The sequence below is a fragment of the Rhodococcus sp. KRD162 genome, from assembly GCF_017168335.1.
GTDB lineage: Bacteria > Actinomycetota > Actinomycetes > Mycobacteriales > Mycobacteriaceae > Rhodococcoides.
The window spans coordinates 473,749-492,543 of sequence record NZ_JABFAU010000003.1 but is presented as its reverse complement, the minus strand read 5'-3'; the positions used below and the strand labels follow the sequence as shown (position 1 = coordinate 492,543).

The 18,795-nt window shown below is 63.7% G+C and carries 19 protein-coding genes and 2 pseudogenes; 4 read left to right on the top strand and 17 right to left on the bottom strand.

Going from position 1 to position 18,795, the window contains the following annotated elements:
- Window positions 1–121: 121 nt before the first annotated feature.
- The 8 genes from J1M87_RS04775 to J1M87_RS04740 form a co-directional block, all read right to left on the bottom strand.
- Complete coding sequence (locus tag J1M87_RS04775; RefSeq protein WP_206488278.1) at window positions 122–565, bottom strand: hypothetical protein; 444 nt, start codon at window positions 563–565, stop codon at window positions 122–124.
- Between the two features lie 145 nt (window positions 566–710).
- Window positions 711–1,484 (bottom strand): MspA family porin, encoded by a 774-nt coding sequence (locus J1M87_RS04770; RefSeq protein WP_206488276.1) that lies wholly within the window; start codon window positions 1,482–1,484, stop codon window positions 711–713.
- Window positions 1,485–2,049: 565 nt separating this feature from the next.
- Entirely contained in the window at window positions 2,050–2,250 is a 201-nt protein-coding gene (locus tag J1M87_RS04765) for a hypothetical protein (protein WP_206488274.1), read from the bottom strand.
- Window positions 2,251–2,260: 10 nt separating this feature from the next.
- Complete coding sequence (locus J1M87_RS04760) at window positions 2,261–2,758, bottom strand: molybdenum cofactor biosynthesis protein B (protein WP_206488272.1); 498 nt, start codon at window positions 2,756–2,758, stop codon at window positions 2,261–2,263.
- Window positions 2,759–2,847: 89 nt separating this feature from the next.
- Window positions 2,848–4,419 (bottom strand): S1C family serine protease, encoded by a 1,572-nt coding sequence (locus J1M87_RS04755; RefSeq protein ID WP_206488270.1) that lies wholly within the window; start codon window positions 4,417–4,419, stop codon window positions 2,848–2,850.
- A 121-nt stretch (window positions 4,420–4,540) separates the two neighbouring features.
- A complete protein-coding gene (locus J1M87_RS04750) occupies window positions 4,541–5,986 on the bottom strand; it encodes a HAMP domain-containing sensor histidine kinase (RefSeq protein WP_206488268.1) in 1,446 nt (481 codons plus the stop codon).
- A complete protein-coding gene (locus J1M87_RS04745; RefSeq protein ID WP_206488265.1) occupies window positions 5,986–6,672 on the bottom strand; it encodes a response regulator transcription factor in 687 nt (228 codons plus the stop codon). Before J1M87_RS04745 ends, J1M87_RS04750 begins: the two co-directional genes overlap by 1 nt.
- Window positions 6,673–6,749: 77 nt before the next feature.
- A complete protein-coding gene (locus J1M87_RS04740; protein WP_206488263.1) occupies window positions 6,750–7,364 on the bottom strand; it encodes a trimeric intracellular cation channel family protein in 615 nt (204 codons plus the stop codon).
- 114 nt (window positions 7,365–7,478) lie between these two features.
- Here J1M87_RS04740 and J1M87_RS04735 point away from each other — a divergent pair, with 114 nt between their 5' ends.
- Window positions 7,479–7,760 (top strand): PASTA domain-containing protein, encoded by a 282-nt coding sequence (locus tag J1M87_RS04735; protein WP_206488261.1) that lies wholly within the window; start codon window positions 7,479–7,481, stop codon window positions 7,758–7,760.
- On the opposite strand, the pseudogene J1M87_RS04730 reads toward J1M87_RS04735, so the two are convergent.
- Window positions 7,757–8,184, bottom strand: a pseudogene (locus tag J1M87_RS04730) (VOC family protein). The gene J1M87_RS04735 and the pseudogene J1M87_RS04730 overlap by 4 nt on opposite strands.
- Window positions 8,185–8,260: 76 nt before the next feature.
- On the opposite strand from J1M87_RS04730, the gene corA reads away from it, so the two are divergent.
- Complete coding sequence (corA, locus tag J1M87_RS04725) at window positions 8,261–9,277, top strand: magnesium/cobalt transporter CorA (protein ID WP_206488259.1); 1,017 nt, start codon at window positions 8,261–8,263, stop codon at window positions 9,275–9,277.
- Between the two features lie 12 nt (window positions 9,278–9,289).
- On the opposite strand, the gene J1M87_RS04720 is transcribed toward corA, so the two are convergent.
- From J1M87_RS04720 to J1M87_RS29235, 3 genes are all read right to left on the bottom strand, one after another.
- Window positions 9,290–11,008 carry a metallophosphoesterase gene (locus J1M87_RS04720; RefSeq protein WP_206488257.1) on the bottom strand — a complete coding sequence of 573 codons (1,719 nt, stop codon included), beginning with the start codon at window positions 11,006–11,008 and terminating at the stop codon, window positions 9,290–9,292.
- Window positions 11,009–11,116: 108 nt separating this feature from the next.
- Window positions 11,117–11,761 carry a response regulator transcription factor gene (locus tag J1M87_RS04715; RefSeq protein ID WP_206488255.1) on the bottom strand — a complete coding sequence of 215 codons (645 nt, stop codon included), beginning with the start codon at window positions 11,759–11,761 and terminating at the stop codon, window positions 11,117–11,119.
- Complete coding sequence (locus tag J1M87_RS29235) at window positions 11,762–12,901, bottom strand: sensor histidine kinase (protein WP_206488253.1); 1,140 nt, start codon at window positions 12,899–12,901, stop codon at window positions 11,762–11,764. It abuts the gene before it with no gap.
- A 133-nt stretch (window positions 12,902–13,034) separates the two neighbouring features.
- Between J1M87_RS29235 and J1M87_RS04705 the strand changes: the two genes are divergently transcribed.
- Both J1M87_RS04705 and J1M87_RS04700 read left to right on the top strand, forming a co-directional pair.
- Window positions 13,035–13,709, top strand: coding sequence for a class I SAM-dependent methyltransferase (locus tag J1M87_RS04705; protein ID WP_206488252.1), 675 nt, complete (start codon window positions 13,035–13,037; stop codon window positions 13,707–13,709).
- The gene (locus tag J1M87_RS04700; RefSeq protein WP_206488250.1) at window positions 13,706–14,326 is read left to right on the top strand and encodes a DedA family protein; all 621 of its coding nucleotides are present in this window, start codon (window positions 13,706–13,708) and stop codon (window positions 14,324–14,326) included. The genes J1M87_RS04705 and J1M87_RS04700 overlap by 4 nt, the downstream gene beginning before the upstream one ends.
- A 30-nt stretch (window positions 14,327–14,356) precedes the next feature.
- On the opposite strand, the gene J1M87_RS04695 is transcribed toward J1M87_RS04700, so the two are convergent.
- The 5 genes and pseudogenes from J1M87_RS04695 to mrf all read right to left on the bottom strand — a co-directional run bounded on the left by J1M87_RS04695 (window position 14,357) and on the right by mrf (window position 18,658).
- Window positions 14,357–15,538 carry an RtcB family protein gene (locus J1M87_RS04695; protein WP_206488248.1) on the bottom strand — a complete coding sequence of 394 codons (1,182 nt, stop codon included), beginning with the start codon at window positions 15,536–15,538 and terminating at the stop codon, window positions 14,357–14,359.
- A gap of 320 nt (window positions 15,539–15,858) precedes the next feature.
- On the bottom strand, window positions 15,859–16,923 hold the full coding sequence (locus J1M87_RS04690) for a VIT1/CCC1 family protein (protein ID WP_206488246.1): 1,065 nt from the start codon (window positions 16,921–16,923) through the stop codon (window positions 15,859–15,861).
- Between the two features lie 75 nt (window positions 16,924–16,998).
- Window positions 16,999–17,166, bottom strand: a complete 168-nt coding sequence (gene rpmF, locus J1M87_RS04685; protein ID WP_206488244.1) for a 50S ribosomal protein L32 — start codon at window positions 17,164–17,166, stop codon at window positions 16,999–17,001.
- Between the two features lie 3 nt (window positions 17,167–17,169).
- Entirely contained in the window at window positions 17,170–17,430 is a 261-nt protein-coding gene (locus J1M87_RS04680; protein WP_121870664.1) for a type B 50S ribosomal protein L31, read from the bottom strand.
- Window positions 17,427–18,658 (bottom strand): annotated as a pseudogene (gene mrf / locus J1M87_RS04675) (ribosome hibernation factor-recruiting GTPase MRF). The gene J1M87_RS04680 and the pseudogene mrf overlap by 4 nt, the downstream one beginning before the upstream one ends.
- Window positions 18,659–18,795: the final 137 nt, after the last annotated feature.

Sequence of the window (18,795 nt, the reverse complement as noted above, 5' to 3'; positions counted from 1 at the left end):
GCCCCCGCCCCTGCCCCTGCGTGCAGTTGCATGCAGTTGCGGGCCCTGTTTCACCAATGAATGCGCCTTTCACACACTCTGAGCGTGTGAAAGGCGCATTCATTCGTTGGTGGGTGAGTGCTCAGTTGGTGAAACTGGACAGCGGCAGTGTGTCGAGCGTGATCGTGGTGCCATCGGCTTCACATGCCGAGGCCACGGCCGCGGCGTTGTCGACGAAGGCCTTCCCGGACTCGCTGTCCGTGGTCGACAGATCGAGGGTGTCCGCCGGCAGTCCGTCGCTGAAGGTTGTCAGCGAGCTGGCAACCTCGCCCGACGCGGTGCTCGGCAACGCCTTCAGCTTGTCGACGGCGGCCTGCTTGTCTGCGGTCCATTTGTCGATGTTCTCGGCGGAACCCGGCCCTGCATCGACGAGGCCCACGAACGCATTGTGGTCGGTGGCGAAGGTGTTGCAGACGTCCGAGTTCTCACCGGAGGCTGCAGAATCGTCGCTGCTGCAACCGGCAGCGAAGCCGAGAGCAAGGACAGCCCCTGCAGCGACAACTGTGAAACGGGCTTTCGAGTGCATCTTTGCTTCAGTGCCTCTCTGTACAAGTCTGATTATCGTGTTCCGAACATAGTTCAGGCCCGCACGGAGTGATCCGTGCGGGCCTGAACTTGTCTCGATTTACTGCAGGTGACGCTGTGTCACCGAGCTACAACCGATTCGGAAATCAGTTGAGGCGGACCGGGACGCCGTAGGTGATGGCCGTGTCGCCCGTTGCGCTGGTCAGCGAAACGTACGGACGGATCGTGACGTTGCCCAGGATGCCGGTGGCGGTGCCGTGCAGGTTCGCGACCTGGATGGATCCGCTGGTGCCTGCTGCGTCACCCTCGGACGAGGTGATGTCGGCCGAGTCGTTGAGCACTGCGTATGCGCTCTCGGACTGGACGACGCCGGGGCCGTTGGTCAGTGCGATGGTGCCGGTGGCCTGCGGGATCAGCTGAACGCCGACGTCGAGGCCGGTGCTGGAAGTGCCCGCGCCGCCGAGTACTACCGAGGGATCTCCAGCGCCGACAATCGGCAGCGTGCCTGTGACGCTGGATTCGTTGCCCGAGCCGAGGTTGAACTCAGCGGAAGGCGAAGACCACTCGACGGTGACTCCACCGTTGAGGCTCAGCGGGTAGCCGATCTGGTAACCGATCTTGAGGGTGCCCTCGAAGTCGTCGGCCGTGGGGCCCTGGACATCGTAGGAAGCGCGGCCGTTGGCGAACCACTCACGGGTGAGCGGGCTGCCGTCGAGCGGGGCGACACCGTTGATGAAGGTGTCGGACAGCGTCACCGTGATGGTGTTGCCATCGTTGTCGACGATCGAGTTGGAGCTGTCGACAGCGGCGGAAGCGGTTCCGGTACCGAGTACCAGGCCGACTACCGAAGCGCTGGCAGCAACTGCGACGCTCATGGACTTGAGTCCCCGGCTGCGCCGCGACTTCTGGATCTCCGTCATTTACTTCCTCATCATGTTCAGTCCCAGCGCGGTGTCGCACGGGGAAGCTTGTGGCTTTCACCCTCGAACTAGTTCGTACGCAACGATGCGTACGAGCCCGAGCCGGATGGAGCCGTGAAGGCCACATCCTCGATCCTGCAGTTCCGCGATCGAGGGCGCGGCACCGGTCGGTCCCACGCCCTCACTGTCGGAAGCTGAGGGGAACATTAGAGGAGATGCCCGATCGTGACAATCCCTACGTTTGGAAGCGGAATGTTACTGCGGCGTGATGTGTTTCGACAGCGTGAACAACTTTCACAGCGGAGTTAGCGGTAACCTGCGTCACACCATCTGTCGAGCCAACCGAACTGTTACACCGACCCTCGGCCAGTAAACCGACCCTGAGATGGGAAGACGCAGACAGTGCCGCGTCCGGATCGGACGAAAAGTGCGGTCCGCACCACGCGCAGATACGCGACTTTCGGGCCCTGCCGTCGTAGCTACTAGCGGGTAGCTCACTAACGTCAGGTAAACGAGTAACTAACAGACCTGTCATTCTGGACAAGAAAATGTGTTGTGGATCACATCAGAAGTAATGAGGTGGTCGCTGTTGGTTCAACCATTCGTCCGACGCGGACCGGCCGCTTTCGGCTCCGGAATCGCCGTCCCGTTCGTCGCCGGTCGTCTCCGGCAGCACCTCGCCGAAGATACGAGCGAGCCGGGCCCGTTCTGCTCGGGCCCGGCTCGCTTCGTCTTCGGCCGCTCGATCCTCGCTCGGCTCATTCATATCGATATCGCTACGCGTCCATCCCCGACAGCTCGGCGATGACTTGACTCGCCAACGGAGTCAGAGTGGCCATGCCGTCTCGGATGGCGGCGCGCGACGACGCGAGATTGACCACCAGGGTGCTCCCGGAGACACCGACGAGCCCTCGGGAAAGCCCCGCGTCCAGTGATCCCGCCGCCAGTCCCGACGAGCGCAGCGCTTCGCTGATACCCGGAATCTCGCGATCGAGTATCTCGGCGGTGACATCGGGAGTCACATCGCGCGGCGACACACCCGTGCCACCGACCGACACCACCAGATCGACCCCACCGATCACTGCCGTGTTGAGCGCATTTCTCACGTCCACTTCGTCCGATGTCACTGCAACGACACCGTCGACGAGAAAACCTGCTTCGGTCAACAGTTCGGTGACGAGCGGGCCCGTCGAGTCCGTCTCGTTGCCGTGCGCTGTTCGGTCGTCCACGATGACGACCAACGCGCGCCCTGCCAGTGGTGCGTCGAGTTCCATACCGCTCACCGTAGTAGTAAGGCCTCCGCCCTGCTCACGCTGTGCGTAAATCGTTGCAACCGTGCTGTGTCTGCCCGCTTCTCCGAACATCAGCGACCTCCGGGGAACGACGGGATCTGGAAGGGCAGCTGCTGTTCCTGCTGCTGGGGCTGTGCAGGAGCCGGCTGCGCCGTTCCGAGCGTCACCTTCGCAGTCTTCTCGCTGCCGCCGTCGGTGTAGGTGATGGTCACCGTGTCTCCAGGCGCGTGCGATCGGACCGCCGCGATCAATGCATCACCGCTGGCGATGATGCGATCGTCGACCTTGGTGATCACCGCTCCCTGCGGAATTCCGGCCGCCGCAGCGGGACCACCGTCGGTGACCGCGACGACGGTCGCGCCGTTGGCATCATCCTGAGAGGGCACCTGAACCCCGATCATGGCCTGGGTGGCTTTGCCGGTGGAAATGAGCTCGTCGGCGATGCGCTTGGCCTGATCGACCGGAATCGCGAAACCGAGTCCGATCGAACCGCTCTGTGCGCCCGACCCCTGACCGCCGCCGAGCGTAGCGATCGCGGTGTTGATACCGATCAGCTGTCCTTCGGTGTTGACCAGGGCCCCACCGGAGTTGCCCGGGTTGATCGCGGCATCGGTCTGGATGGCATCGATCACGGAGTTCTGGTTTCCGGACTCACCGGATGTCGACACCGGACGGTTGAGCGAGGACACGATCCCGGTGGTGACCGTTCCGGCCAAGCCGAGAGGCGACCCGATCGCAACCACCTGCTGGCCGACCTCGAGATTGGACGAGGTACCCAGCTGGATCGGAGTCAGATTCGACTTTCCCTGGGCCTTGATGACGGCAATGTCCGACACAGGATCGGCACCGACGATCGTGGCATCGGCCACCGACCCGTCGGAGAACGCAACGGTGAGCTTGCCGTTGGCACCCGCACCGGTCGCAACATGGTTGTTGGTGAGGATCAGACCATCGCTGCTGAGGATGACGCCTGAACCCTCACCCTCCTCCTGGGAGCCCTTCACCTGAATCTGCACCACGCTTGGCAGAACCTTGTTCGCGACGGCCTGCACCGAGCCGTCGGGGAAGTTGGCCGCCGGTTGAGCGGCAGTGACCGTCGAGTTCAACGAGTTTCCGACTCCCCCGCCGTTCCCGTTGGCATTGTTGGTTGCGATCGCCCCGACGGCACCGCCGATTCCGCCGCCGACCAGAACGAGGGCGATGGCCCCTGCCACCAGCGCCGACCTACCCGAACGTGTCTTGGTCACGCCCGGTGCCGGGTTCGATTGCGCGGCAACATGCTGCGGCTGGGCATGCTGAGCGGACTGAGGGTCGCCCTGCTGGCCGTACGGGCCATATCCCTGCTGGTAAGCGCTGTGTCCGTACCCGGCATACTGCTGCGGGAAGGCCTGCTGCGGAGGCTGAGTCCCGGGATTCTGAGGTCCTGAGTGCTGAGGTCCTGAGTGCTGAGGTCCCGACTGCTGGGGCGGGAGCTGCTGCGTCGGATACTGCTGCGTGGGCTCCTGCTGCGTCGGATGCTGCTGGGCCGGATCCTGCTGGGTCGAGCGGTTCTGCTCGTCGCCGCCCGAAGCCCGGTTCGCCGGATGCTGCTCGCCACCGGCATTGCGTCCCGGCTGTTCGGATTCGTTACGGTCGTCGCTCATCGTTTGTGCTTCCTTCAGTAGAGACCTCATGAACGAGGTCCGCCCGCCTTCTTGCTACTCACTGTGCAGGGCGGTACTGAGAGCGCGCTGAGATCCGGCTATCAGTTTCCCGAGAGTGCTGTCAGATTTCGGACAGTGCTCGTGGATCCGGAGCACCCTCGCCCGGCAACACGATTCGGATCAGTGCGCCGCCGCGCTCGGACACCTCGACCCCGATCGTGCCGCCGTGCTTGATCACCACCTGTCGCACAATGGCAAGTCCCAGACCGGATCCGGGCATCGAACGCGAGGCCGTGGAGCGGTAGAAGCGCTCGAACACCAATTCCCGATCTTCCTCGGGTATGCCCGGCCCGGCATCGTCCACGGTCAACTCGAGCAGGCCATCACCGATCTGCCGCATAGCAATTCGCACTTCGCCGCCGCTCGGGCTCCACTTCGCAGCATTGTCGAGCACATTCAGCACGGCCCGCGACAATCCCGCTTGATCGCCGTAGACGAACCACGGCATCAGCGTCGCATCGAAATCGATCTCGTTGCGGCGACGGCGCGCTCGCTCGAGGCTGCGTTCGACGGCGTCGGCGAGATCGACGCGCTCGAACACCGTCTCCGGCGCATCCTCACGCGCCAGATCCACCAGATCTCCTACCAACGTTGACAGTTCCTGGATCTGCGCCACCACATCTGTGCGCAACTCCGCCATGTCCTCGTCCGGAATGGACGGAGCCCCCGGGCGTCCCGCCGCGATGAGCAACTCCATGTTGGTCCGAAGCGATGTCAACGGAGTCCGAAGTTCATGACCGGCGTCGGCGACCAACCTGCTCTGTCTGCCACGAGATTCTGCGAGAGCGCGCAGCATCGTGTTGAAGCTCTCCGTCAAACGCGCCAGTTCGTCGTCACCGGTCACCGGGATCGGCGTCAGATCGTCCGTGCGTGCCACCCGTTCGGCCGCAGCGGTCAATCGAGCGATCGGTCGTAACCCGGTGCGCCCCACGGCCATACCGGCACCCGCGGCCAGTACGACACCGCAAGCACCCACGATCAACAGAACCCAGGCGAGGCGATCGAGCACCTCGCCGGTCGGCAGCAGTCGCTGGGCGATGACGAGCGTGCTGCCGTCCGTGGTTCTCTGCGCAAGCACCCGCTGGTCGTCGAGAGTGCGCAGCGAGAAATCCTGATCCCCGCGGACCACGGCGAGTTCGGCATCACCGATCGGCACCTTCGGCCCCGGCGGGTTGTAGCTGGACATGTCCGGATAGATCAGTGCCACGCTCACATCGGTGCTGTACAGCGTGGCACCGGCCACGAATCGTGGGTCGTAGGCAACCAGAGTGGACTCCGCCAATGCCGATGCACGCGAACGCAGTTGCGCGTCGACATCGCCGTACAGTGCCCGCGAGACGACGGTGTACGCGGCAATGGCCATGACCGCCACTGCGATTGCCACGACCGAGGCCGCGAGCAACGTCACTCGCCAGCGCAACGACACCGACCGAGTCAGCGGCGTCGGCGGCCGCATCGGCGTCGGTGCCGAACTGTCGGCCGTCCTACGTCCGAAAGACGTGACCATCACGGAGGCGTTTCGCGCAGGACGTATCCGACACCGCGAACGGTATGGATCAACCTCGACTCCCCCTCCGCCTCGGTCTTACGCCGCAGGTAACCGACATACACTTCCAGCGCATTGCCCGACGTCGGAAAGTCGTATCCCCACACTTCCTCGAGGATTCGGCTCCTGGTGAGCACTCTGCGCGGATTCGTCATCAGCATCTCGAGCAACGAGAACTCGGTTCGGGTGAGACTGATGGAGCGGTCGGCACGTGAGACCTCACGGGTGACCGGATCCATCGACAAGTCCGCGAACGTCATGGTCTCCGAGTCGAGGCCCGCTTCCATCGCAGTCCGTCGAAGCAACGCGCGTAGCCGGGCGAGCAGCTCTTCGAGCGCGAACGGCTTGGGCAGATAATCGTCGGCACCCGCGTCGAGACCGGCCACCCGCTCGGACACCGAATCGCGTGCCGTCAAGACCAGGATGGGCAGGTCGTCGCCGACACTGCGTAATCGCCTGCACACTTCGAGACCGTCGAGCCTCGGCATCATCACGTCCAACACCAATGCATCGGGACGCGCCGCCGCGACCTGTTCGAGGGCGTCGAGGCCGTCGACCGCCAGGTCCACGGTGTACCCGTTGAACGTCAGCGACCTGCGCAGCGACTCGCGCACCGCTCGATCGTCGTCGACTACCAGTATCCGCATCCGTACAGTTTGTCCTGGTCGACTGAGACACGGCTGAGAGGGGTGGTCGGTTTGGACCGATCACGATGTCACCGCGATCAGAGAGTGGGCAAGTTGCGCGCCTGAGGCAGGTTCCACTTTCGCCAGAGCGCGAGCAACCGCAGGCCCGTCGCCAGTACCGTCCCCACCACCAATCCGAGATTCTCCGGGAGCGCCGCAGCATCGGCTACGACGACCGACGTCGCTCCGAGCAGCGCCGGCAGGGCATACAGGTCGCGGTGCAACAGCAACGGCACCTCGTTGACGAGGACGTCTCGAATGACCCCGCCTGCCACTGCGGTCGTGGTACCGATCAGCGCTCCCGAGAGCCCGCTACCGCCGACACCCAGCGCAATCGTGGCACCGGTCGAGGCGAACAAGCCCATCCCGAAAGCATCGAGAACGAGTACGCCGCGGCGCAACTTACCCATCTGCCGGTGCCCGATGAACACCACCAGCGAGGCGAAGAACCCGACGACAACGTTCGGCCAGGTGTCAAGGGACGTCGGCGGATGTATCCCGAGCAGCAGATCGCGGACGATGCCGCCGCCGATGCCCGTCGTGATTCCGACGACGCACACCCCGAACAAATCGAGTCTGCGATGCACACCGACCAACGCACCGGACGCTGCGAACACCGCAATACCGACGTAGCCGAGGAGGTCCAGAAGCACCGATCGAGCATGTCATGCGACTGACAGCAGTCTCACAGCAACATCGAACCACCGTCTCAGGCTCCGGGCGCATGGTTGCAGTGTCAGAGACGGACGACGAGTGAGGACGACGACATGGGTACCGGATTCAAGAGGACAATTGCCACCCTCGCAGTGGCAGGCGCACTAACCCTCGGCGGCGGCGCGATCGCCGAGGCCTCGCCCGAACGTGCGACGGTTCCAGCGGTGGCGGGGATGAGCGAATCCTCCGCGCTGCAGGCGTTGTCGGATGCAGGTTTCACCGACGTCACCGACGACTACGACCGGCCCGACGCGACGGTGGTCGGAACCAACTTCCCGGCCGGCACCAAGGTCAACGAGAACGCCACGATCCTGGTGATGGTCGGTGCCGGCTAACTCAGCCGGACGGTCCCGTCGTCGTCGACCCGCCAACCGGGGTTGTGGCAGATTTCCCAGATCACTCCGTTGGGGTCGGCGATGTGGGCGTGATAACCCCCGAAGGACGTCCGCGCAGGCGTCTTGATCGGCGTGCCGCCCGCCTCGACGGTGGCCGCGAACACCGAATCGACAGCCGCGTCGTCATCGACGTTGTGCGCCAGAGTGACCGAACCGAGGTCGTGTGATCGCGGCGGGCGACCCAGGTCCTGGTCGAACGCGGTGGCGTCGTACAGGCCAGGACCGAACCGGGACCGATCTGGAAGAACAGAATCTCCCCCGGCACGTCCAGCAGCGGTGACCAACCGAGGCCGTCGCAATAGAACGTTCGGGCTGCGTCGAGACTCACCGTGGCCAGGGTGGTGAAATGCACTCGCTGCTGCATGTCCCCATTGTTCCAGGCGATAGTGTCGCGGGGGTGCCGTCCGGCACACTTGTTTCGCGAACAGAGGTGACCCGAAGTGCCGATCGTCGACAACGCCGTCTACGTCGAGGGCAAGCGAACCGCGAACCCCGAGAGCCTCGATATCACCTTCGAGTGCGTGCGAGATCGCCACGGGATGGCATGGATCGGCCTCTACCGACCCGAGATCAGTGAAATCAATGCGGTGGCAGACGAGTTCGGACTGCATCGATTGGCCGTCGAGGACGCCATTGCCGCGCATCAGAGGCCGAAGCTCGAACGCTACACCGAGCAACTGTTCGTAGTACTGCGCCCGGCTCGGTACATCGACGAGACCGAGAAAGTCGAATTCGGCGAGCTGCACATCTTCCTCGGCGCGAATTTCGTGGTCACCATTCGGCACGCCGAATCGCCCGAGCTGGGAACGGTGCGACACCGGCTAGAGGAAGCACCCGAGTTGCTCGGACTCGGACCCGAGGCCGTCCTGTACGGCATCCTCGACCAGGTGGTCGACGAGTACGTGCCCGTCATGGAGGGCCTGCAGAACGATATCGACGAGATCGAGGATCAACTGTTCACGGGCGACCCGACCGTCTCCCGCCGCATCTACTCGCTCTTGCGCGAGGTGTCCGAATTCGACCGTGCAGCAAAGCCTCTGGTCGAGATGATCGAATCACTCAAGCGTGGATCGGACAAGTACCACGTCGACGTCGAACTGCAGCGCAACCTGCGCGACGTGCTCGATCATGCGATCCGCGTCGCCGATCGCATCGAAGCGTTTCGGTCCAATCTCCAGAACGCGATGACCGTGCACTCCACCATCGTGGCGCAGCAGCAGAACGAGGAAATGCGCAACATGACACAGGTCAGCCTCGAACAGAACGAGCAGGTCAAACGCATCTCATCTTGGGGCGCAATCCTTTTCGCACCGTCGCTGATCGCCGCCATCTACGGAATGAACTTCCACGACATGCCCGAGTTGACGTGGCATCTAGGCTATCCACTCGCACTGATCGCCATGGTGATCTGCTCGAGTGTGCTGTACGTGGTGTTCAAACGTCAGAAGTGGTTGTAGTGCCTACGGCAGTCAGGACGAACCGAACCTCGGGCCGATCGGAATGTCCCGCTGGAAGGTCAGCCGATCGAATTCGTTGCCGTATTCGTCGATGGCCCCGATGATCATCCTGCTGGGCGTGATCCCCGGAATACCCGGTACCACATCGACTCTGACGAACGAGTAGTTCAAGAATCGCACTCGCGACCACGTGATGGACTCGGCCGACTTGGTGCCGTCGGGTGCCCAGACGTAGCTGTTCGGCACTGCGGTGTCGGGCAGTTCGTTGCCGCGGTAGCTCACACCCTCTCCGTCCTGGAACGTGTACCGGGGACGACCACCTCCGCCGACGGTGTAATACACGGTGCCGTCGGACTTTCCGTTGACCGTGGCATTGTCTCCGGCGACGCGGGTCGCGCGGTTCCCGCGGAGCGGGTCGGTGCGCTCGAAGACGTGATTGTGGGCCTGGAGCACCACATCCACCTCGTACCTGTCGAACAGCGCGACCCAGGCGTCGCGGACGCCACCGTCGCTGGCGTGCGTCGATGTGGTCGAGTAGGCGCAGTGATGGAAGAAGCAGACGATGAAGTCGATGTTCGGATCGGCGCGGTACTTCGCCAGGGTCTGCTCCACCCAGGTGTTCTGGGCTCCCCCGCTGTAGCCGGTGTTGGCCTTGATCTCGTAGCTGACGTCGTTCGCGTCGAGCGAGAGAATCGCAGTGTTGCCGTAGACGAACGAGTACACCGACGGGCATCCCGCGGGACCGTTGGTCGGCTGGTCGAGGCGGGCCGCGTGTCCGCCGTAACCGTTGGGACTGTACAGCGCTTCCATGTCGTGATTGCCGGTGGCGAACAACCACGGTGCAGTGGAGGCACTGGCTTCGATCGCCTGGAAGTAGCCGTCCCAGACGAAGGGGTTGAACTTGTCGAATCCCTTCGGCGGTGTCTGACCGTGCTTGGCGAACCGAGGCGGAAGGCCTGCACCGGACGGGTCGGCGTAGGCGATATCTCCTGCGAGGATGTGAAAGTCCGGGTGGGACGCCTCGATCTGCCGATTGATGTTGCGAGCGTGCTTGACCGAGGGTTCGTTGTCCGCCTTGTAGTACTGGTCGTCGTAGTCGCCGGCGTGCAGACCCGCAGGCTGCGAGGGTGTTTCGTCGACACCCTGATCGCCCATCATGGTGAACCTGAACGGTGCGATCCGGCCGGCTGGCAGAGCAGGCGAGGCACAGCGAACGTCGCTGACGAAGCCGTCTGCGGTGCGCCAGCGGTAGTAGTGCGGCAGCTTCGGTGTGAGATTGTCGACGGGGACGTGCACGTAGAACTGCTCGGCCGAGAGGATTCCGCCATCGATCTGCGGCACCTGGCTGATCAGATTGCGCACCTCCGCGGAGGTCGTCGCACCCAACGCAGGTGTGGGGCCGTGATCGAGAAACACGCCGGTGATCCCGGGATTGCGTGAGAGTTGCGCCGAGAACCGGAGCTGAGTCGCGGCATCGTTTCCGAATCCCATGTGCCGACCGGCCACCGCCAGCGGAGCGTCCTGGGCGTAGGCGGTGCGCGCGAACACCGAATTCCCGACGCCTACCGCGGCGGCAGTCGCAGCTGCTCCCACCAGGAAATTACGACGACTGACCGGGTGGCGACGAAGGAACGATCGGTGCCAGTCGTGCTGCTCGGCCATGGTCATGTTCTCGGCGAGCGTGCCCGGGATTCCGGTCGCGACGGTCTCGCCTGTGGGATTGAGCGTCATGAAACCTGATGCTGCCCCGGATGGGGATTTAGTTGATTGCAGCAACGAAACACGGAGGTGAACAACTGGCGAACCCCACCACACAACGGGACGAATCGGCCTGAACGATCAGTCTCGAGCATCCCGCGCAATGAGCGCGGCCTGAACGCGATTGGCCGCGTCCAACGCCGCCAAGATTCTGCTGACATGCGATTTGACCGTGCTCTCACGCATGCTCAATGCAGTAGCAATGTCAGCATTTGTGTCTCCTTCCGCCAAGAGAGCCAACACATCTCGTTCTCGTGGCGTCAATGCCTCTATCCGAGCGCGAGCAGCGGTGGCCGCCGAGCGGTCGGTGTGGTGGTAGCGATCGATCAGCGCCCGCGCCGCACTGGGATGCAACATCGCCGAACCCGACGCGACGACGTGCACCGCTCGAACGATCTCGCGCGGGGCGGTGTCCTTGAGGAGGAACCCGTCTGCACCCGCGGCGATGGCCTCGTAGACGTACTCCCCGAGATCGAACGTGGTCAGCGTGATCACCTTCGGCGGATGGGGCAGCTTCAGCAACTCTGCAATGGCGGCGATACCGTCCATTCGAGGCATCCGAATGTCGACCAGTGCAACATCGACCCGATGTGCTCTCGCTTGCTCGATCGCGTCGATACCGTCACCCGCCTGCGCGACGACCTCCATGCCCGGCTCGTCCGCGAGCAGGTCCGCCAGTCCCAACCTGACCAACGCATCGTCGTCGACGATCATCACCCGAATCATCTACTCGATGTCCTGTCGCTCGTGATGCTCTCGCTCCACTGCAGGGAAGACCGCCTCGACGCACCATCCACCCGATGCGTTCGCGCCGGCCTCGAAGGTTCCCCCGAGTGCCCGCACCCGTTCTCGCAAACCCACCAACCCGAAACCGGACTCGGTCCTACGCCCCAACGACTCTCCCGCTGAGTTCTCCACCGTGACCTTCGTGGTCGGTCTGCAATATTCGATCCGCACGGTCGTCGACGCTCCACCGGCATGCTTGCGCACATTCGTCAGGCCTTCCTGCACCACTCGTTGCACCGCCAACCCTTGAGCCGTCGGAACGTCGACGGCAGATCCGTCCACAGCGAATTCGACGTGCTGTCCCGACGCTCTGGCGTCGCCTATCAGCTCGGCGATGTCGATCACGACGGGGCGATGCGGGTCGTCGTCGGCAGTGTCGTGGAGCACGCCCAGCACATCACGCAAGTCGGTCAACGCGTCGGTAGACGCAGTTCGCAGCAGCCGGAGTCGATCTCCGATTGCATCGGGCAACCCATCGACCTTCGACTCCAGCACGCCGGTGTGCAGCGCTATCATGCTCAACCGATGCGCGAGCACGTCGTGCATCTCGGTTGCTATTCGCGCACGTTCACTCGCACGCGCACGTTCCTCGCCCACTCTGCGCTCGAGACGCAACCGCTCGACCTCTGCGTTCAACGACGCGATCCCCTCCCGCCGGCTCGCGATCAACATCCCGGCCGCGGTGACGAGCGCCAACGCGAACACCGAGCCGAATACCGACTGCGGCCCGAGCGGCGCAGGCGAGGGGATCACCGCCAATGCCGCGAACACCAGACCCGCAGAGAGAACGGCAATCATGGCGCGTTGACGAACCGCCAAGTCGAACAGGCACAGAGCGAACAGCGGCATCAGCAACGGTCCGAACACCACCGTGCACACCGCCACAACAGCGGGACCGACGAACCATGGAAGCCTGCGGATCGCCAGGACGACTCCGCATCCGAGCGCAACCACGATCGCGGGAGTTCCGAATCCGTCGGCCGCGAAAATTATGCTGTTCTGCACGGTCACTGCCGTCAGCACGACGACCGCCAGCAGCCAGGCCAGTGCTCTTGCTCGCTCCCGCGTCCACCACCTCACCTGATCGAGCGTAGTCGCCCTGACACCGACGACGCCTCGTACCAAAGGCACGGCACACCCCCAACTTTCGTAGGTGGTCACCGTCGCCGAACGGCCGATTCATACGGTTCGCATCGTCCATAGCTTTAAAGACATGGACACAGTCGGACCGAGTTTCACCCACCCACCACGACAGCACCACTCCCCGTCAGCATTCTTTCTGCGCGAGGCTCTGGGCAATTTTCGTGAGGTCGGAGCCGTCGCCCCCAGCAGTGCTGCTCTGGCGCGCGCACTGAGTGCACCCGTGGAACTGCATCGCACTCCACGCACCGTGCTCGAAGTGGGCGCGGGAACAGGCGCGGTGACCGCGGCACTGGTCGACCGCCTGGGCGCTGCTGATCGACTCGATATCGTGGAGTCCAATCCACGCTTTGCGGCAGAACTGCAGGCTGTCTACGCTCGTACGCACCTCGAGGGCGGGCCGCGCATCCGAGTGCGCTGTGCTCGAATCGAATTGCTGCACAGCACCTTCGCCTACGATCTGATCGTTTCCGGTCTCCCGTTCGCGAACTTCGAGCCGAATCTCGTCGAGACGATAGTCGACCGCTACCAGGATCTACTCACACCCGAGGGTTCGCTCACGTACTTCTCGTACCTCGGTACCCGCCGAATTCGCTCGCTCACGGCCTCCAGATCGGACGCTCTCAGGCACCGAGCCGTGGAAGAGGCGTTGGCCCGATACCGCCAAGGATTCGAAGCAACAAGGCGCACGGTCTGGGCGAACATGCCTGCCGCACACGTATGGCACCTGAGGGGCATCGAGTCATGATCGACATCGTGGGAATGCTCTCCCAAGTTCCTCCCGTCGGGGCCTATGCCTTGATCGCACTGCTGGTGTTGGCGGAATCAGTACTTCTGATCGGCGCATTCGTGCCCACCTTCACCGTGCTCGTCACTGCGGGCGCAATGGGTAGTGCCGGACTCGTGAATCCGGTGGTTGTCGTGATTGTCGCAGCGGCAGCCGTCGTCATCGGAGATTTCCTCGGGCACCGCACCGGCCACACCATCGGCGGACAACCACGGGTGCAGAAGCTGATGGGCAGAATCCCCGATGCCGTCAGACGGCGCGCAGAGAACGCAATTGCACAACACGGCGGTCGCGCCGTCTTTTTCGGTCGATTCATCCCGGTCGTACGGACCGTGACGCCCCACCTCACCGCCGTGGTGGGCGTCCCCTACGTGGGCATTGCACTGTACAGCGCAGCCGCCGCATTCGTCTGGGCGACAGCAGAAGTCACGCTCGGATACCTGGCGGCAGCATCTCTGCCCTACCTCATCAGCTACGGTGCTCTCGCGGTGGCAACGATCGTCGCCGCAATAGGTGCCCTTCTCCTCGGCAGCAAGCATGTGGCTCGCCGCACGGTCTATGTGCGTGGAACTTCGTGAGCTACGAAGTTCCACGCACGACGCGAGAGCTCAGGTTCCCTTGACGTTGAGGATCTGCCGCAGCTCGTGCTCGATGCTCACCAGGTCGCGGGCGTCCTCCATCACGACATCGATGGACTTGTAGGCATCGGGAATCTCGTCGATGAAGTCTGCACTGTCCCGGAACTCGATCCCCTTCATGCGCTCCTGCAGGTTCTCGTGGGTGAACCGCTTCCTGGCCTCGGTCCTCGAGAACTGCCGACCGGCACCGTGAGGAGCCGAGCACAGGCCGGCCTTGGAACCCTTGCCGACCACCACGTACGAGCGCGTTCCCATTGATCCGGGAATGATCGCCCTGACACCCTCATGTGCGTCCACTGCACCTTTACGGGTGAGCCACACGTCCTTGTGCGCGTGCGTTTCCTTCACCGTGTAATTGTGATGGCAATTGATCCGCTCGACCTCGCGATGGTCGTCGGATCCCATCCATCCGGCAAATACCGCGCCGAACCGGTCCATCATCTCGGCCCGGTTCAGGTAAGCGAAACGTTGGGCCCACTTCAGATCTCGGATGTATCGTCCGAATTCCGGTGCACTCTCGGGCAAGTAGGCCAAGTCCTTGTTCGGCAACGAGATCCACCACTGCGCACACAAACGCTGCGCAATTGCGATGTGTTTCTTGGCAATCTTGTTGCCCACGCCTCTCGACCCGCTGTGCAGAAACAGCCACACACGATCGGTCTCGTCCAGGCACAACTCGATAAAATGATTGCCGCCGCCTAATGAACCGAGCTGCTCGCGCCATTGCGGCGAATGCTTCAGATCGACGCCGTCCTTCGCCGCCAACTCCTCGAGTTCGACCAGCTTGGGCGTGGTGAACTGCCATCGATCGACACCTACGTTGTAGTTGCCGGGCGAGAGCGGGATACTGGCCTCGACTGCGACTCGAAGATCCTTCAGGTTCCGTCCGTCGATGTCGCCGAAAGTGAATTCCGTTCGGACGCCGATCATTCCGCAGCCGATATCGACACCGACGGCCGCCGGAATAACAGCGCCCAGCGTAGGAATCACTGTTCCTACGGCGCTTCCCATACCGCTGTGAGCGTCGGGCATCAGGGCGACGTGCGGATGCACGAACGGCATCGACGCTGTTTCGCGAGCCTGCTCGAGCGTCTTGTCCTCGAGCTGAGAAGCCCAATTGAGCAAATGCAAGCCCACCCTGTTCGGGGGCATGATGTTCCTTCCTGCCCCCTTACACAAGAGGGCGCTATTCGATGGGTCGATTCACGAGCGGAGCTTGTTTGCCGCAGAGAGGGGCACATCGCTCCGGTGAATACGCGCGCAGCACAAGGCTCATACCGGCTCTCGTGTCGAGAGCGGAACCAGACAGAACGGTTGCGTGCATGACGACGACCCTATCGATCGATGCATCGTCCACGCGAGCGAATTACTCGGAAAGCCGGGGATGGGACTGAATGCACATAGGTGGGCTGTGAGGACAAGATTCCGTCGATGAGGCCCGATAGTGCGCAATCTCGCCCATCAGCCGGGACCTACACTCCCCCACCGAATGCCATACCCAGCAGGTACGTCGCCCCCGCCGCGCCGTAACCGATGGCGAGTTGTCGCAGTGCGCGCTTGATCGGTGGTCCTCCACTGAGCAGGCCGACGATCAGACCCGTGCAGATCAGCGCCAGTCCGACGAGTACTGCGGCAACGGCAAGGGCCACATAGCCTTCGAGACCGAACAGGTACGGCAACACCGGGATGACTGCACCGGAGGCGAAGAAGCAGAAACTCGCTGCGGCGGCACCGAGTCCGGTTCCGATGGATTCGTGCTCGTCGATGTCGGTGTCCGGTTCCTCGACGGCGGGCAGGAGTCGAATGACGTCCGCGGCTTTGGCGTCGGCTTCCTCGTGGGTCATTCCGCGAGCACGGTAGACGAGGGCGAGTTCGTTGGCGTCGACATCGAGGTGTTGAACGGCCTCATTGGCGGCACTGTCGGGCGAGGAGGCCTCGAGCAGTTCGCGTTGCGAACGCACCGAGACGTATTCGCCTGCTCCCATCGACAGCGCACCCGCGAGCAGACCTGCGAGTCCGGTGACCAACACGATCTGGTTGGACACTCCGGATCCGCTGATGCCGAGCACCAGGGCGAGGTTGCTCACCAATCCGTCGTTGGCACCGAATACCGCGGCGCGGAACGTGCCCGAGAGTCGATTACGTCCACGGGCAGCCAGTGCCCGGATCACCTCGGCGTGAATCTGCTCGTCGGCCGTCATCGCGTCGGTGGCATCGGCGTCGGTCGCGTAGGGCGAGCGGGTCTCGGCGCGTTGCGCGAGGGCAAGCACGAACACCGATCCGAAGCGTCGCGCCAGTACGCCGAGGATCCGGGTGCGAATGTCGCCTTTGAGTGGCATGCCGACGCGATCGCCGAGTAGATTTCGCCAATGCTGTTCGTGGCGGCCTTCCGCGTCGGCGAGCGCGAGCAGAATCTCGCGTTCCTCGCCGCTACGCCGACCTGCCAGATCGCGATAGACGGCGGCCTCCGCCCGCTCGTCGGCGAGGTACTGCCGCCATCGCTTGACGTCCTTCGACGAGGGTTCCGTTCCGTCCATCGAGCAAACGTACCGGGCGCCAGCCGTCGTGCGCCTTTTGCGCACCTCCAGGTACGCAAAAGGCGCACGACGGGGTCAGGTGGGGTCGTACACCCCGGCCTGGACCGCTTTGACCAATCGGCGCGGCACTCGGAACTCTCGACCCTGAACACGCACCGTCACCAGATCGGGGGCGACTGCCTTCCACTGCGCCCGCCTGCTTCGGGTGTTCGAGCGCGACATCTTTCTCTTCGGAACAGCCATGATTCAGGCGTCCTTTCGGCTTCGGCGGCCGTATCGCTTCTCGAACTTCTCGACGCGGCCCTGCGTGTCCATCACGCGTGCGGCTCCGGTCCAGAACGGGTGCGATTCGGAGGAGACATCGACGACGATCAGGGGGTAGGTGTTGCCGTCTTCCCACTCGGTCTCGCGTGCGGACGTGACGGTGGACCTGGTGAGGAATTTGTTGCCGGTGCTCGAGTCCTGGAACACGACCGGGTGGTAGTCGGGATGGATGCCTGGTTTCATTCTGTTGCCTCTCGAGATTGTTCTGCGTACGGGGATTCGCTGCTCTCGCAGGGGTCTTCGTGCCACTGGCCGAACGGGTCGGTCCAGGAGGACCAGGCCGACGGGTCGATCATGTCGTCGTCGGATACCAACGCCCACTGCAGGGTTCGGTCGATCTCGCTGGGGTCGGCGGCATGCACCAGGATCACCAGGGAGGTGTCTCGATCGCCGAACTGCTCGTCCCACCGCAGCGCGGCCATCGCTCGCCTGGTGGTATCGACGCGGTCCTGTTCCACCGGAGTCATTGCGGCAAGCCACCTTCCGGCGCTCGCCACTCGTAGTCCGCCACCGGCAGATTCGATCCAGAGCGCCTCATCGGGCTGGGTGGCAACCCACGCCCTGCCCCGCGCCGCGACGACGCCGTCGAGCAACACGTCGATGGCCTCGTGCAGGCGCTCCGGGTGGAACGGCCGAGTGGCGGTGAACTCGACGAGCGCGACCCCGCAGTCGACGGTCAGCGGCGGCTCACCGCGCAACAGCGGTGAGTGGGCGTCGGTGATCTCACCTCGCCGGGCGTCGAAAGGAATGGACGCGAGCAGCGCGGGCGCGTCGACCATCGAGTCCTGCGAGACCCAGACGACGGGTGCGTTGGGTGCCAACCGCGCGAGGACGGCCGCGAGCCGGGCACGCTCCCACGCGTCGACATCGGGTCCTGCGGTGACGACACCGCGGTCGCGTAGTCGACCTGCCCGACGACGAGCTGCGCGACGGTTCGATCGTCGTCACCGCTGGCGACGACACCGCGGTCGGCCAGCGCATCGTCTCCGGTGGCGTCGGCCAACCAGGTCGCGGCATCGAGACAGCCGATCACGGCCTCGATGCGAACGTCTCGGGCGGCCGGCCCGTCGATCTGCCCGACGACGCCCGCCACGACGACGTTCTCGACGGCCCAGCACAGTGCCTCGGGTTCGAGTGCGGGGTCCATCGCGAGCACGATGCGATGGACGTTGCTGCGCATGGACAGTGCGCGCAGCAGCGGCAGCAGGTCCTCTCTGAGCGTGCACGAGACACAGCCGTGTGCCAGTTCCAGGATGGTCTCGCGCGGGCTTTCACCCGACACGGACAGTGTGCGGCGCACGACGCCCTCGGTGACGCGGCTCAGGTCGTGGCGGACTGCGACGGTCCCGGGCGTCAGTAGCGAGGACACGACCGCGTCCATGGCTCCGGTCCACCCGGAGACGAGGACCATCGGCGTTCGATCGTCCGGTGAGTTGTTCACGAGCACCCTTCTTTTCGACAACGATTGTCATTCCCTGTGAATGCACGCTACATTCGTCGTAGCACTTTGTCGAAAACGATTGTCATAACGGCAAGATAGGAACGCTC

What these genes read in the sequence shown, in the direction of transcription:
- J1M87_RS04775 (WP_206488278.1), bottom strand. Translation starts at nt 565, where the DNA reads ATGCACTCGAAAGCCCGTTTCACAGTTGTCGCTGCAGGGGCTGTCCTT.
- J1M87_RS04770 (WP_206488276.1), bottom strand. Translation starts at nt 1,484, where the DNA reads ATGACGGAGATCCAGAAGTCGCGGCGCAGCCGGGGACTCAAGTCCATG.
- J1M87_RS04765 (WP_206488274.1), bottom strand. Translation starts at nt 2,250, where the DNA reads ATGAATGAGCCGAGCGAGGATCGAGCGGCCGAAGACGAAGCGAGCCGG.
- J1M87_RS04760 (WP_206488272.1), bottom strand. Translation starts at nt 2,758, where the DNA reads ATGGAACTCGACGCACCACTGGCAGGGCGCGCGTTGGTCGTCATCGTG.
- J1M87_RS04755 (WP_206488270.1), bottom strand. Translation starts at nt 4,419, where the DNA reads ATGAGCGACGACCGTAACGAATCCGAACAGCCGGGACGCAATGCCGGT.
- J1M87_RS04750 (WP_206488268.1), bottom strand. Translation starts at nt 5,986, where the DNA reads ATGGTCACGTCTTTCGGACGTAGGACGGCCGACAGTTCGGCACCGACG.
- J1M87_RS04745 (WP_206488265.1), bottom strand. Translation starts at nt 6,672, where the DNA reads ATGCGGATACTGGTAGTCGACGACGATCGAGCGGTGCGCGAGTCGCTG.
- J1M87_RS04735 (WP_206488261.1), top strand. Translation starts at nt 7,479, where the DNA reads ATGGGTACCGGATTCAAGAGGACAATTGCCACCCTCGCAGTGGCAGGC.
- J1M87_RS04720 (WP_206488257.1), bottom strand. Translation starts at nt 11,008, where the DNA reads ATGACGCTCAATCCCACAGGCGAGACCGTCGCGACCGGAATCCCGGGC.
- J1M87_RS04715 (WP_206488255.1), bottom strand. Translation starts at nt 11,761, where the DNA reads ATGATTCGGGTGATGATCGTCGACGACGATGCGTTGGTCAGGTTGGGA.
- J1M87_RS04705 (WP_206488252.1), top strand. Translation starts at nt 13,035, where the DNA reads ATGGACACAGTCGGACCGAGTTTCACCCACCCACCACGACAGCACCAC.
- J1M87_RS04700 (WP_206488250.1), top strand. Translation starts at nt 13,706, where the DNA reads ATGATCGACATCGTGGGAATGCTCTCCCAAGTTCCTCCCGTCGGGGCC.
- J1M87_RS04695 (WP_206488248.1), bottom strand. Translation starts at nt 15,538, where the DNA reads ATGCCCCCGAACAGGGTGGGCTTGCATTTGCTCAATTGGGCTTCTCAG.
- J1M87_RS04690 (WP_206488246.1), bottom strand. Translation starts at nt 16,923, where the DNA reads ATGGACGGAACGGAACCCTCGTCGAAGGACGTCAAGCGATGGCGGCAG.
- rpmF (WP_206488244.1), bottom strand. Translation starts at nt 17,166, where the DNA reads ATGGCTGTTCCGAAGAGAAAGATGTCGCGCTCGAACACCCGAAGCAGG.
- J1M87_RS04680 (WP_121870664.1), bottom strand. Translation starts at nt 17,430, where the DNA reads ATGAAACCAGGCATCCATCCCGACTACCACCCGGTCGTGTTCCAGGAC.